Raw genomic sequence first — 13,653 nt, forward strand, 5'->3', positions numbered from 1 at the left:
CGAGGTCACCGTGCGCTCCCGTTTCCCGTGGGACATGGCCGAGCTGGTGGCCGAGCGTTTCGCCGAGGGCCGGGTGCTGCTCGCCGGCGACGCCGCCCACCAGATCCCGCCCACGGGCGGGTACGGGGCCAACACCGGCATCGCCGACGCCTTCAACCTGGCCTGGAAACTGGCCCTGGTGCTCGACGGCACCGCCGGCGCGGACCTGCTCGGCACCTACGAGCAGGAGCGCCGTCCCGTCGGGCTGTACACCGCGCAACAGGGTTCGCTGCAACTGGCGCTGCGCTCGGGGACGGCCACCGAGGAACAGCTGGCCGCGACCGACGACGCGATGACCGTGACCATGGGCCAGGCCTATCCGGCCGGCGCCTTCGTCGCCGAGGAGGAGGCCGGCGCGCCGGCGCTGACCAGTGATCCGCGCACCCTGTCCGGCCGGCCCGGCACCCGCGCCCCGTACGTGGTGCTCGGGCGCGACGGCGCGCCGCTGGCGACGCTGGACCTGTTCGGCTCCCGCTTCGTGCTGCTGGCCGGTGCGGACGGGCAATCCTGGGCCGATGCGGCGCGGACGGCCGGCGCGCGGCTGGATGTCGCGCTCGACGTCCACCGGATCACCGCGGACGGGGACGAGGGGCCGGCCGACCCCGGGGGCCGGTGGGCCGACGCCTACGGCGTGACGGCCGGCGGCGCCGTCCTGGTGCGCCCGGACGGGATCGTCGCCTGGCGCAGCCGGGACGCCCTGCCCGCCGGCGAGCGGGCCGCGGCGCTGACGTCGGCGCTGCGCCGCGTCCTGGCGCGCTGAGGATGCGCGGCGGGCGGTCAGTCGCCGGGCGGGGCGTGCCGCGCCTCGGCCACCGAGTCCACGTACTTGATGAGCAGGCGGGCGAACTGCAGGCGTTCGGCCTCGGGCCAGTCCCGGGTGATGAACTCGAAGGCCGCCCGCTGGTGACGGCGGAAGGCAGCCAGCATGGCCATGCCCTCGTCGCTCATCTGGAGGATCGTGCGGCGTCCGTCCTGCTGCGAGGCGGCGCGCACCAGATACCCGGCGGAGATGCAGTCGGTGACCATGCGGCTGGCGACCGAGGGGTCCACGGCGAGCCGTTCGGCGACGACTCCGACGGTGATCTCCTGGCCGTCCTCCTCCGGGCCCTCCTCGACGATGTTGAGGACCAGGGTCCGGGTCATGTCCTTGCGCGAGACCGGCGTCTCGGCGTTCAGCGCCGAGGCGCGGCGCAGCCGCGAGAAGGCCGGGCCCACCGCGTCGAGGGGGTCGGCCGCGGCGAGCGGTCCCTGCCTCGACGGGACGCTCGTCTGCCTGGTCGAAGTCTCCATGTCCCCATCCTAGGCCCGGTGATTACAAGCAGGCGAGCATGTGTATGCTAGCAAGTCCTTGCATGATTTCATGCATATAGTCTCTCGTCAATGATCCCCCTGAAAGGACTTCCATGCCGGACAACCAGGACTTCGACTTCGACGTCCTCATCGTCGGCGGAGGCCCGGTGGGCATGCTGCTCGCCTCCGAACTCCGTATCTCCCGCGCCAAGCCGGTGGTGCTGGAGCGGCTGCCCGAGCGCACCCCCCACTCCAAGGCCTTCGGTCTGCACGCCCGTTCCATGGAGTCGCTGGACCGCCGCGGCCTGCTGGAGCGCTTCCGTGACGGCGCCCCCTCCTGGAACAACGGCCACTTCGCCGGCCTCGACGTCTGGGTCGACTTCTCCCTGCTGGACAGCGCGCAGAACTACGCCCTGCTGTCCGAGCAGACCCGTACCGAGCGCCTCCTGGAGGAGCGCGCGCAGGAATTCGGCGTCGAGATCCGCCGCGGCCACGAGGTGACCGCCGTGCGCCAGGACGCCGACGGCGTCGAGGCCCACGTCACCGGACCCGAGGGGTCGTACACCCTGCGCGGCCGCTACCTCGTGGGCGCCGACGGCGGCCGCAGCCTGGTCCGCAAGGCCGCGGGGATCGCCTTCCCCGGCACCGGCGGCAAGGTCACCGCGCGGCTGGCCGACGTCGTCCTCGCCGACGGCGAGAAGGCCCCCATGGGCATGGAGCGCACCGAGCGCGGACTGCTCTTCTGCGTGCCGCTGGACGACACCTACCACCGCGTCGCCACCTTCGACTTCCACCAGGCCCGGGAGACGGAGGGCGAGCTGACGCTGGAGGAGTTCACCGACAGCCTGCGCGAGATCTGGGGCGACGACCTCGGCGCGAGCCGGCCGCGGTGGCTGTCGTGGTTCACCGACTCCGCCTGCCAGGCCGAGCAGTACCGCGCCGGGCGCATCTTCCTGGCGGGCGACGCCGCCCACACCCACTTCCCGGTCGGCGGCCAGGGCGTCAACCTCGGTCTGCAGGACGTGCTCAACCTCGGCTGGAAGCTCGCCGCCGACATCAACGGCTGGGCCTGTGAGGGGCTGCTGGACACCTACGACCGCGAGCGCCAGGGCCCGGCCCGCAAGGTGCTGGCCAACACCCGTGCGCAGATCGCGCTGATGAACCCCGACCCGTACGTCACGCCGCTGCGTGAGCTCTTCGAGGACCTGATGCGCAAGGAGGAGGTCAACCGGCACGTCGCCGAGATGCTCAGCGGCGTCGGCGTCCGCTACGACCTCCCGGGCCCCGGGCACCGTCTGCTCGGCGACTTCGCGCGCGATCTGACCGTCACCACCGCACAGGGCGCCGTAACCCTTCCCAAGCTGCTGCGCCGCGGCACCTTCGCGCTGCTGGACCTGTCCGGCCGCCCGGAGATCTCCGGGGTGTACCAGGAGTGGGCCGAGCCGATCGCCTGGCCCGGCCGTGTGCAGCACGTCGTGGGCGTGTGCGAGCAGGAGGCCGAGCTGGCCGGTCTGCTGGTGCGCCCCGACGGCTACGTCGCCTGGGCCGCCGACAAGGGCGCCCCGCCCACCGAGATCGCCGAGGGACTGCGGGCGGCCCTGGCCGCCTGGGCGGGGACCGAGGGTCCCGGCCGGCCCGTCTTTAAGTAAATGGCAAAGAACCCCGGCACGTCCCCACACGATGTGGACTAGCAATCAAATGCATGACAACATGCATACGTATCCGGATCGCCGGACGGAGCCACGGCGGCGCACCCGCGACGCGGCTCGACGGAACACCCCCCATTGGAGACAGCAATGCGAATCGTCCGCCACCACGAGCACGGTGCGCCGTCCGTCCTCCGCCTCGAGGAGACGGAAAAGCCCCAGCCCGGCCCGGGCCAGGTCCTGATCCGCGCCGAGGCCATCGGCGTCACCTTCGCCGAGGTCCAGCGACGCCAGGGCATCCCGATCGGCGGCCACGCCGAACTGCCCGGCGCGCCTGGCGGCGACGTCGCCGGCACCATCGAGGCCCTCGGCGAGGGCGTCACCGGCTTCGCCGTCGGCGACCGGGTGGTCGGCGACGTCGACCACAGCGCCTACGCCGACCACGTCGTCACAGGCGCCGACTTCCTCATCAAGATCCCGCAGGACATGGACGCCGCCGAGGCGACCCTCCTGCCCAGCCCGGCCCAGACCGCCTACCACGCGATCCGCGAGGCCGGCCGCCTGCAGCCCGGCCAGACGATCGTGATCGACGCGGCCTCCGGCGGCGTCGGCCACCTCGCCGTCCAGATCGCCAAGGCCCTCGGCGCCGGCAAGGTCATCGCCACCGCCGGCTCCAAGGCGAAACTGGACTTCGTGCGCGAACTCGGCGCCGACGTCGCCATCGACTACACCGACGACGACTGGACGGACCAGGTCCTCGCCGCCACCGACGGCCGCGGTGCCGACGTCGTCCTGGAGACCGTGGGCGGCGACATCCTGCTGAAGTCCCTGGGCATCACCGCCCAGTTCGGCACGCTCGTCTTCTACGGCTCCGCCTCCGGCGACATCCCGCCGATCCCGACCCTGGCCCTGTCCCGCATGAAGAACGTCGCCGGCTTCAGCCTCTACGCGATGCTCTACAACAAGCAGGACGCCGTGGCCGACGGCCGGCGCCATCTGCTCGACCTCATCACCTCCGGCCAGGTCAGGCCCGTGGTCCACAAGCGGCTGCCACTGGAGGAGGCCGTCACGGCCCACGAGCTGATGGAGGCCCGCGCCCAGCTCGGCAAGGTCGTACTGGTCCCGTAACTCCGCAACGCCGCGGCCGGCCCGGACCCCCGCCGGGCCGGCCGCACCCCCGACCCACTGCACAAGACCACGAAGTGACCTCCCCTAAGCCCCTGAAGGGCCCGCGAAAAGTTGACGCCGCCGCCTCCGGCGGTCGGTGCGAGGGGGACCGCACACACCGACTCGAAAGGCGGCTCATCATGTCCGCTCCCACCGCGCAGGCGACGGGAGGGCTTCACCCTTCCGGCACCCGCACCACCCCCGCCATGGTCGGGTGCATGCTCGCCGCGTTCCTCGGCATCCTCGACACCCAGATCGTCGCCACCGCCCTGCCCCGCATCGTGGGCGACCTCCACGGCATCGACCTCTTCGCGTGGGTCACGATCGCCTACGTCATCGCCAGCAGCGTGACCACGCCCATCTACGGCAAGCTCGGCGACCTCTTTGGCCGCAAAGTCACCTTCCTGTCCGCCATGACCCTGTTCATGGTGGGCTCCGCGCTCTCGGGCGCCTCCGGTTCGATGGAAGCGCTCATCAGCTTCCGCGTCGTGCAGGGCATGGGCGCAGGCGGCATCTTCGTCTCCGTCCTGTCCATCATCGGCGAGCTGTTCACGCCCCGTGAGGGCGCCAGGTTCTACGGCATGTTCGGCATGATCTTCGCCGGCGCCTCGCTGGCCGGCCCCGCCATCGGAGGCCTGCTCACCGACGTGCTCAGCTGGCACTGGGTCTTCCTGGTCAACCTGCCCCTCGGCGCCATCGTCTTCTTCCTGCTCACCAAGTACCTGCACCTGCCCCGCCAGGTCCGCCAGTCCCGCCTGGACTACGCCGGCATCGTCACCCTCTCCGGCGCCATCATCAGCTTCACGCTGCTCACCTCGTGGGCCGGCGTCCAGTACGCCTGGACCTCCGCGCGGATCATCGGCCTCGGCCTGACCGCGGTGGTGTGCCTCGCCCTGTTCATCGTGGCCGAGTCCCGCGCCGCCGAACCGATCGTGCCGCTGCGCCTGTTCAAGGACTCGACGTTCACCCTGTCGCTGCTCGGCACCATCGTCTGCGGCGTCGTCTTCGTCGGCTCCGTCAACTTCCTCGCCCTGTACGTCCAGGTCGTCACCGGCGCCAGCCCCACCACCTCGGGCTTCGTGCTGCTGCCGATGATGCTCGGCCTGGTGCTCTCCTCCGTCGGCTCCAGCAAGGTCATCCGCAAGACCGGCAAGTACAAGATCTTCCCCGTCCTGAGCATGGCCCTCGGCATCGTCGGCGCGCTGCTGCTGTCCACCATGGACGCCTCCACCCCGCGGATCGTGTCCGTGCTGTTCATGGTGGTCTTCGGCTTCGCCTCCGGTCTGTCGGCCCAGGTCTTCACTCAGGCCGCGCAGAACACGGCGCCGCCGCAGGACCTCGGCGCGGTCTCCGGGGTTGCGACCTTCGGCCGCTCCTTCGGGACCTCGATCGGCATCTCGCTGTTCGCCTCGATCTTCTACGGACGCCTCACCGACGAGATCACCGCACGCGTTCCGGCCGGTGCCCTGCGCGGCGTCGACCACGAAGCGCTGTCGTCCCAGTCTGTCCTCGACTCGCTGGCCGCCCCCGTGCGCCACGCCGTCGAACAGGCCTACGCCGCGGCCCTCACCCCGGTGTTCGTCACCGCGGTGCCCATCCTCGTGGCCGGCCTCCTGATCACCCTGTGCATGAAGAACCTCACGCTGCGGTCGCAGCACCACGGCGGCGGCGAGCGCAAGTCTGCCCCCGCCACGGACGCGGCGCCCACCGGAGCCACTCCCGAAGCGGCCTGATCCACGCGAATCCCCCGCGCGTGATCCACGGCCGGGGCCGCCCTCCCACCACTGTGCGGGAGGGCGGCCCTCCCCGTGCCCGGCCCCGCGCCACGCGAAGCCCCGCGGTCGGGGCGGCTACCGCGGCCCCTGTGGCGCTGCAGGCCGCTTCGAGCCGGACTCCACGCGCACCCGCCATTGTCGGGCGAGGACCGCAGCGGTCCCCCAGGCTCGCTTAGGAGGCTCGCGTGACAACGACCGATGACCGTACGACAGCCGCGGCGGTCGACCCCGGTCCGCTGATCAAGCTGACGATCGCGGACTGCGCGGCCAAGGTGCTGCACAGCGCCGTAACGCTCGGCGTGTTCGGTGCGCTCGCCGAGGGGCCGGCCGACGAGGAGCAGATCGTCGCCGCCACCGGTCTGCACCCGCGCATGGCCGCCGACTTCCTCGACGCGCTGGCCGGCCTCGGTCTGCTGGAGCGCACCGGCGACCGCTACTCCAACGCGCCGCTGGCCGAGGCCTATCTCGTGCCCGGCACCTCCACCTACCTCGGTGGCTTCGTGGAGCTCACCAACGAAACGCTGTACGGGACGTGGGGGCGGCTCACCGAGGCCCTGACCACCGGCGCGCCGCAGCACCTGGACCCCGACAAGGGCGGGTTCGTCGGGGACAAGCACAAGGACCCGGAGAAGATGAAGCGCTTCTTCGCCGGTCTGGACGCCTACAGCGACCGGATGGGCGCCGAACTCGCCGGCCGCATCGACTGGTCCCGGCACTCCTCCTTCGTCGACCTCGGCGGCGCCCGCGGCAACCTCGCCTCCGTCCTGGTCCGGGAGCACCCGCACCTGAAGGCGGGCGTGTTCGACCTGGAGCGCACCCGGCCGCTGTTCACCGAGCACGTCGGCCGCCTCGGACACACCGACCGCATTGAGTTCACCGGCGGCGACTTCTTCGCCGACGACATCCCCCGGGCCGACGTCATCGTGCTCGGCCACATCCTGCACGGCTTCGACACCGACCGGCGCCGGGAGCTGCTGCGCCGGGTTCACGCTGCCGTCAACCCCGGCGGGCAGATCCTCGTCTACGACCGGATGATCGACGACGAGCGCAGCAACGCCGAGCGCCTGCTCTCCAGCCTGCACATGCGCCTGGTCAGCCCCGACGGCTCCGAGTACCGCATCGGCGACCTGAACGACTGGCTGGCCGAGGCCGGCTTCACCGCCCCCGCCGCACAGCCGCTGCTCGGCACGCACACGCTGGTGACCGCGACCCGATGACCGCCCTGGACGGCACGGCCGCCCAACGATCCAAGGAATCAACATGAGCCAGGAGAAGGTGCCCGTTCTCATCGTCGGCGGTGGCCTCGCCGGACTGTCAGCCGCCGTCTTCCTCGCCCACCACGGTGTGAAGGCCACACTGATCGAGCGCCACCCCGGTACGTCCGTCCATCCCAAGGCCCGCGCCATCAACCCGCGCACCATGGAGCTGTACCGCGCGGTCGGCATGGAGGAGCGGGTGCGGGCCGGGCGCTCGCCGATCTCCGGCAACACCGACCTGGTGCACGTGGAGACCCTCGCCGGCGAAGAGCGGGTCCGCATGCCCAATGCCTCGATCGAGGACATCAGCCGGATCAGCCCCACCCAGTGGACCCTGATCGACCAGAACCAGCTGGAGCCGATCCTGCGCAAGCGGGCCGAAGAGGTCGGCGTCGACCTGCGCTTCCACACCCGCCTGGAGGCGGTCGTGGAGGACACCGACGCAGTGACCGCCACGCTCACCGACCTCGGCACCGGCGAGAGCAGCGAACTGCGCGCCTCCTACCTGGTCGCGGCGGACGGCAGCCGCAGCCCGCTGCGCCGGCTGCTCGGCATAGACGCCCACGGCCGCGGCACGCTCACCAACCTGGTCAGCTTCTTCTTCGACGCCGACCTCACCGACGCCCTGCGTGGCCGCAAGATCATCGCGGCCTACGTCAACAACCCCCAGGTGCGCGGCACCATCATCCCCATCGACAACGACCGCAAGTGGGTCATCAACGTCTCCTTCTTCCCGGACAAGGGCCAAAGCGCCGACGACTTCACCCCCGAGCGCTGCGTCGAACTGGTCCGGGCCGCCGTCGGCGTCCCCGACCTGCCGCTGACCATCGAGTCGGTCGACATGCCCGCCTGGGACATCTCGGCACGGGTCGCCGACACCTTCGCCCGCGGCCGCTTCCTCATCGCCGGCGACGCGGCCCACGTGATGCCGCCCACCGGTGCCTTCGGCGCCAGCACCGGCATCCAGGACGCCTACAACCTGGCCTGGAAGCTCGCCCTCGTGCTGGACGGCAAGGCCGGCGAGCAACTGCTGGCCAGCTACGACTCCGAGCGCCGCCCGGTCGCCCAGGAGACCGTGCGGCAGGCCATGCTGCGGTTCGCCGTCCGCGAGGGCAAGGCGTTCGACGACGTGGCCAAGGACTTGGTCGACGAGACCACGATGACCTTCGGATACGCCTACCCCGAGGGCGCGTTCGCCGGTGAGGACCCGCAGGCGTGGACCATCACCGAAAACCCCGACAAGCCCAGCGGCAGGCCCGGCACCCGTGCCCCGCACGTGATCGTCGAGGGCGAGCACGGCCCCTTCTCCACCACCGATCTCTTCCCGGTCGGCTTCACCCTGCTGACCGCCGGCCCCGTGGGGCCGTGGGACGCCGCCACCCAGGCCGCCCGCGACCTCGGCCTGGTGCTGACCGTCCGCGGCATCGGCGAGGGCGGCCACTACGCCGACGTCGAGAACACCTTCACCGAGCGCTACGGCATCGGCGAGGGCGGCGCCGCCCTGGTCCGCCCCGACGGCTTCGTCGCCTGGCGCTCGGCCGCCGGCCCCGCCGAGGACGTCACCCGGACCGTGACCGAGGTGCTGCGCGGCATCCTCTGCCTGCACTGACCGGCACCACCACGGCCGACGAGACGGATCCGGCACCCGTGCCCCACCCCGGCGGCCGGCTCCGTCACCCCCCACATGACTGGGCGCGCCTCCCGGACCCGGGAGGCGCGCCCAGTGCCGTGCGGGGCGGCCGGCCGCTCAGACCGGGCGCGACAGCAACCGGTGCACGACCGCCGACAGTTCGACCGCCGGGTCCACGGGCTGCCCGGCCGAACGCCAGGCCAGGAAGCCGTCGGGGCGGACCAGCGCGGCACCGGAGGCGGTGATGCCGTACTTCTTCGAAAACTCCTCGACCACCTCCGCCGGTTCCTCCCCGCCCACCCGGTGGAAGGCGAGGTCGATGCCGGTCAGCCGGGACACTCCGCCCGCCGCCCGCTCCCACAGCCCGGCCTCCGGCCCGGCCAGCAGCAGCCAGCCACCCGTCAGCAGGTCGTGCAGCGGGGTGTCCGTGCCGCCGGAACGCAGCACGAGGTGGGGGGCACGAGTGCCCGGCCGACCCGACGGCTGGGTGGGGTCCTCCACCGGGGCGCCGTCGTCCGCGCCGGTCTCGGCGAGCACCGCGCCCGAACGGTAGACGTGCCCGAACAGCACGGTCGTCTCCGGCCGGTGCCGGGCCGCGGCCTCCTCGTCCAGGCCGCTGCGCTGCAGATAGCGGATCACGCCCTGCTCGACCGTGAACTCGGCGACCGGGATCCGCTCCTCCTCGTAGCTGTCCAGCAGTTCCACACCGGCCTGCCCGCGCAGCACCAGCGCCAGCTTCCACGCCAGGTTGTGTGCGTCCTGCAGCCCCATGTTGCCGCCGAACCCCCCGGTGGGCGGCATGATGTGCGCGGCGTCACCGGCCAGCAGGACCCGGCCGGAGCGGAAGCGGTCGGCGACCCGCGCGGCGATCTCCCAGCTGGTGTGGGTCTCCACCGCGACGTCGAGGTCCGGCACGCCGACCGCGGCCCGCACCATCTCGACGCAGTCCTCCTCGGAGTACTCGGCGTGCGTCTCCTGCGGCGGCAGGCTCGGCGCCAGCACCCACCGGTCGGAGTCGTCGAGCCGGCCGAGCACGCCCTTGACCCTGTCGTTGCTGACGAAGCAGAGGAAGAAGCGCCGGCCGGCGACGTACTCGTCCAGCGCGGCGTGGAAGATGATGTTCATCTGGCGGCCGAACACGCCCTGCCCGTGCGTGCCGATGCCCAGCCCGTCTCGGATCGGGCTGCGCACGCCGTCCGCGGTGACCAGGTAGGCGGCGCGGACGGTGGTCTCGGTGTCGTGCCTCAGATCGCGCAGCACGGCGGTGACCCCGTCGGCGTCCTGCTCGTAGCTCACCAGCTCGGTGCCGAAGCGGATGTCCGCGCCCAGTTCCTCGGCCTTCGCCCGCAGCACAGGCTCGAAACGGTCCTGCCCGATCAGGGTCCAGCCGGTCGTGCTCACCTCGTTCGGGTCGTGGCGGAACGGGCCGTCGAACCGGCCGAGTTCGGCCCCGCTCAGCGACTGGACCTGCAGGATGTCGCCGTACTGGGCGTGCGGGTTCTCCTGTGCGCGCACCGCCGGCTCCAGGCCGAGCGCCCGCATCAGCTCCATCGTGCGGGGGCTGGCCGCCTGCGCGCGCGGATGTGCCGAGATGTGGGGGTGCCGCTCGACGAGGATCGGCCGGATGCCCTGCTGGGTGAGGAACAGTGCCTGGGCCAGGCCCACCATGCTGCCGCCCACGATCAGTACGTCGGTTCGCTCAGCCACCGGATGTGCTCCTTGTCTCGATGCCGTCGTGCCCGGGGTACTGGGTGGACCCGATTCCGGACAGTCCCGGCCAGCCAACAGCCCCGCCCTCGAGGCCCGCTCGGACGGCGCCCGCGCCCCACACCGGTTGCGACGGGGGGCGTCCAGACCGGTTCGAGCCGCGTACGAGGAACCGCTGCGATCGTCGAACCGCTCATGACGTTGGGAAGCCGGACGAAAGGCCGCAGGCCGTGGTGGAGACACTGAGTGTGCTGGTGCTGTTGGGCACCGGCCTGGTGGCGGGGGTGCTGTTCGCCGTGGCGATCAGTGTCATGCCCGCCCTGATCGCGATGACCCCCGACCGCTATGTGGACACCCACAAGCTGCTCGGCAAGCGCTACGACCGGATCATGCCGTTCATCGTGAGCGGTTCGGTCATCGTGGACGCCGCCTTCGCGGTGCGCGCGGACCACGCCGGGCCGCGTGCCCTGTTCATCGCCGGCGCGCTCGCCATGGCCGGTGTGGCGGTCGTCTCCCAGACGCGCAACGTGCCCATCAACAACCGGGTCAAGAAGACCCGGCCGGAGGACCTCGGCCCCGGCTGGGCGGACCCGCGCCGCCAGTGGCGTGACTGGCACCTGCTGCGCACCTGCTTCGCGATCGCCGGCTGCACCCTGACCGCCGCCGCGGTGGTCCTGTCATGACGGCGGCGACCGGACAGCCGGCCATCACGCTCCCGCGCATCAGCCGTGCACCGCGCGACGACAAGGAGCAGGCGGCCGCCAACGCCAGGATGACCGCCCTGCTGTCCCAGCCCAACCCCGGCCAAGTCGCCACGCATCTGGCACTGGTCCACTTCACCGGGCGGCGCAGCGGACAGCCGTACACCGTGCCGGCGGGCGTGCACCGTCTGGACGGCGCCCTGTACCTGGCCACCTCCAGCTCCTGGCGGCACAACTTCACCCCCGCCGCCGACGGAGAGCTCACCTGGCAGGGCCGGCGCACCCCGGCCCGTTTCCGGTTGGTCACCGACCCCGGCCTGACCGCCCGCGGCTACCTGGAGCTCTGGCAGCGCTACGGCCGCGAAACCGGCCCGCGCCGCCTGGGCATCACCGTGACCGACGGGCCCGAGCCCACCCTGGACGACTTCCGGGCCGCCGTCGCCGACGTCCCGCTCACCCTTGTCGCCGTCACTCTCGACACCGGCGACACCGCTGAACTCGCCGTGAATGAGAGGACCTCCCGATGAGCGCAATCGCCGGCTGGGTCGACTTCCAGCGGGACTTGTCCCCGCAGACCAGCGTCGTGGAGGCCATGGCAGCCACCCTCGCGCACCGCGGACCCGACGGCCGGGGCGTCTGGGCGGAGGGCCACGCCGCGCTCGCCCACCGCCGCCTGGCCCTGCTGGACGTGACCGACACCGGCCGCCAGCCCGTCGTGCACCGCACCGAGGGCGACACACCCGTCACGGTGCTCACCCTGGACGGCGCGATCACCAACCACGACGAACTGCGTGCCGAACTGGCCGCCAAGGGCCACCGCTTCGCCGGCGGCGGCGACGCCGAGACCGCCCTGCACGCCTACCTGGAGTGGGGCACCGCCTTCCTCACCCGCCTGGAGGGCCTGTTCGCCCTCGCGGTGTGGGACGTGCGCCGCCAGGAGCTGCTGCTGGCCCGCGACCGCCTCGGCGTCAAGCCTCTGTGCTACTACCCGACGCCCACCGGCGTGCTGTTCGGCTCCGAGCCCAAGGCTCTGCTCGCCCACCCCGACGTCGCTCCCGTCGTCGACGCCGACGGCCTGCGCGAACTGTTCGCGCACAGTCGCAAGCCCGGCACCGGCGTCTTCCGCGGCACACGGGAGGTCGTACCCGGCCATGTGCTCGTCGTACGCCCTCCCGGCAGCACCGAGCAGCGCTACTGGTCGCTGCCGGCCCGGCAGCACACCGACAGCCTCGAGGACACCATCACCACCGTCCGCGGTCTGCTCGCCTCCGCCGTCACCGGCCATCTGCGCGCCGACGTGCCCGTGGGCGCCATGCTCTCCGGCGGCATCGACTCCAGCGCCCTGACCGCCCTGGCACACCGGACCCTCACCGCCACCGGTGCCGGCCCGCTGCGCAGCTTCTCGGTGAACTTCACCGGTTACACCGAGAACTTCGAGCCGCACCCCACGATGCGCTCCACCCCGGACGCCCCCTACGCGGCGCTCGCCGCCGAGCACATCGGCTCGCAGCACACCGAGATCCTCTTGGACACCGCGGCGCTCACCGACCCGGCCGTGCACGCCATGTCCCTGCGCAGCCAGGACGCCCCCTCCCCGCTCGGGGACATGGACGTCTCCCTCATCCGGTTCTTCGCCCGGCTGCGTGAGGCCGGCTTCGCCGCCGTCCTGTCCGGCGAGACCGCCGACGAGGTCTTCAACGGCTACTTCTGGGCCTACGACCCGGGGCACAGCAACTCCCAGACGTTCCCCTGGGTGTCCTTCGAACGCGGCCACGACGCCGCCGCGGGCGGCCTGGGCACCTCCATGATCGACCGCCGGCTGCGCAAGGACCTCGACTTCCTCGGCTACGCCGACCAGCACTACCGCGACGCCCTCACCGAAGTCCCGCACATTGACGGCGACACCCCGGCCGAACGCCGGGCCCGCGAGGTCACCTACCTCGCCCTCACCCGCTGGGCACCCACGCACCTCGACCGCGCCGACCGCATGAGCATGGCCCACGGCGTGCAGCTGCGGCCCCCGTTCTGCGACCGGGCCCTGGTGGAGTACGTCTACAACGTGCCTGCCGCCTTCAAGCGCGTGGACGGCGTGGAGAAGAGCCTGCTGCGTTCCGCGGTCGCCGACCTGCTGCCCGAGCCGGTGTTGCGCCGCAAGAAGAGCGCCTACCCGACCACCCAGGAAGCGGCCTACGGCGACTTCGTGCGCCAGCGGTTCATCGAACTGGCCACCGACCGCGGCGCGGCCGTCGCGGGCCTGCTGGACGCCACCGCCACCGCGGCGGCCGCCGACGCCGACAAGGCCCCCGAGGGCGCCTTCGCGTGGGTCGAGCGGGCCAGCATGGAGATGGTGCTGCAGCTGGAGACCTGGCTGACCGACTACCGCATCGACCTGAAGCTGTGACTTCCCCGGCCGCCGGTCCAGACCGTTTCAAGACAGCTTCG

11 protein-coding genes are annotated in these 13,653 nt (G+C 71.9%); 9 read left to right on the plus strand and 2 right to left on the minus strand.

The genetic code is table 11. From position 1 onward, the window contains the following. On the plus strand, positions 1–799 hold a 799-nt coding region (locus LJ657_RS46795; protein ID WP_232655834.1), incomplete at its 5' end, for an FAD-dependent monooxygenase. A 17-nt stretch (positions 800–816) separates the two neighbouring features. Here the strand turns inward: LJ657_RS46795 and LJ657_RS46800 are convergent. Next, positions 817–1,329 carry a MarR family winged helix-turn-helix transcriptional regulator gene (locus LJ657_RS46800; RefSeq protein ID WP_232655835.1) on the minus strand — a complete coding sequence of 171 codons (513 nt, stop codon included), beginning with the start codon at positions 1,327–1,329 and terminating at the stop codon, positions 817–819. Positions 1,330–1,442: 113 nt separating this feature from the next. Between LJ657_RS46800 and LJ657_RS46805 the strand changes: the two genes are divergently transcribed. The 5 genes from LJ657_RS46805 to LJ657_RS46825 all read left to right on the plus strand — a co-directional run bounded on the left by LJ657_RS46805 (position 1,443) and on the right by LJ657_RS46825 (position 8,782). Next, entirely contained in the window at positions 1,443–2,978 is a 1,536-nt protein-coding gene (locus LJ657_RS46805) for an FAD-dependent monooxygenase (RefSeq protein ID WP_232655836.1), read from the plus strand. 147 nt (positions 2,979–3,125) lie between these two features. Beyond that, positions 3,126–4,103: a quinone oxidoreductase family protein gene (locus LJ657_RS46810; protein ID WP_232655837.1), complete on the plus strand. Its 978-nt coding sequence runs from the start codon at positions 3,126–3,128 to the stop codon at positions 4,101–4,103. Between the two features lie 179 nt (positions 4,104–4,282). Next, the gene (locus LJ657_RS46815) at positions 4,283–5,875 is read left to right on the plus strand and encodes an MDR family MFS transporter (RefSeq protein ID WP_232655838.1); all 1,593 of its coding nucleotides are present in this window, start codon (positions 4,283–4,285) and stop codon (positions 5,873–5,875) included. A gap of 227 nt (positions 5,876–6,102) precedes the next feature. Continuing rightward, positions 6,103–7,134: a methyltransferase gene (locus LJ657_RS46820; RefSeq protein WP_232655839.1), complete on the plus strand. Its 1,032-nt coding sequence runs from the start codon at positions 6,103–6,105 to the stop codon at positions 7,132–7,134. Between the two features lie 43 nt (positions 7,135–7,177). After that, a complete protein-coding gene (locus LJ657_RS46825; RefSeq protein ID WP_232655840.1) occupies positions 7,178–8,782 on the plus strand; it encodes an FAD-dependent monooxygenase in 1,605 nt (534 codons plus the stop codon). Positions 8,783–8,920: 138 nt separating this feature from the next. Here LJ657_RS46825 and LJ657_RS46830 read toward each other — a convergent pair whose 3' ends face one another. Next, entirely contained in the window at positions 8,921–10,510 is a 1,590-nt protein-coding gene (locus tag LJ657_RS46830) for an FAD-dependent monooxygenase (RefSeq protein WP_232655841.1), read from the minus strand. Positions 10,511–10,740: 230 nt separating this feature from the next. Here LJ657_RS46830 and LJ657_RS46835 point away from each other — a divergent pair, with 230 nt between their 5' ends. The 3 genes from LJ657_RS46835 to asnB are packed head-to-tail and all read left to right on the plus strand — an operon-like array spanning position 10,741 to position 13,612. Beyond that, positions 10,741–11,193, plus strand: a complete 453-nt coding sequence (locus LJ657_RS46835) for an anthrone oxygenase family protein (RefSeq protein WP_232655842.1) — start codon at positions 10,741–10,743, stop codon at positions 11,191–11,193. After that, positions 11,190–11,738: a PNPOx family protein gene (locus LJ657_RS46840; RefSeq protein ID WP_232655843.1), complete on the plus strand. Its 549-nt coding sequence runs from the start codon at positions 11,190–11,192 to the stop codon at positions 11,736–11,738. Before LJ657_RS46835 ends, LJ657_RS46840 begins: the two co-directional genes overlap by 4 nt. Further along, complete coding sequence (gene asnB, locus LJ657_RS46845) at positions 11,735–13,612, plus strand: asparagine synthase (glutamine-hydrolyzing) (RefSeq protein WP_232655844.1); 1,878 nt, start codon at positions 11,735–11,737, stop codon at positions 13,610–13,612. The genes LJ657_RS46840 and asnB overlap by 4 nt, the downstream gene beginning before the upstream one ends. Positions 13,613–13,653: the final 41 nt, after the last annotated feature.

Origin of the sequence: Streptomyces guryensis (assembly GCF_021261325.1) — a bacterium.
In the GTDB taxonomy this organism is placed as follows: Bacteria; Actinomycetota; Actinomycetes; order Streptomycetales; family Streptomycetaceae; genus Streptomyces; species Streptomyces guryensis.

Coding starts and splice junctions, on each gene's coding strand:
- LJ657_RS46810 (WP_232655837.1), top strand. CDS start 3,126: ATGCGAATCGTCCGCCACCACGAGCACGGTGCGCCGTCCGTCCTCCGC.
- LJ657_RS46815 (WP_232655838.1), top strand. CDS start 4,283: ATGTCCGCTCCCACCGCGCAGGCGACGGGAGGGCTTCACCCTTCCGGC.
- LJ657_RS46825 (WP_232655840.1), top strand. CDS start 7,178: ATGAGCCAGGAGAAGGTGCCCGTTCTCATCGTCGGCGGTGGCCTCGCC.
- LJ657_RS46805 (WP_232655836.1), top strand. CDS start 1,443: ATGCCGGACAACCAGGACTTCGACTTCGACGTCCTCATCGTCGGCGGA.
- LJ657_RS46840 (WP_232655843.1), top strand. CDS start 11,190: ATGACGGCGGCGACCGGACAGCCGGCCATCACGCTCCCGCGCATCAGC.
- asnB (WP_232655844.1), top strand. CDS start 11,735: ATGAGCGCAATCGCCGGCTGGGTCGACTTCCAGCGGGACTTGTCCCCG.
- LJ657_RS46800 (WP_232655835.1), bottom strand. CDS start 1,329: ATGGAGACTTCGACCAGGCAGACGAGCGTCCCGTCGAGGCAGGGACCG.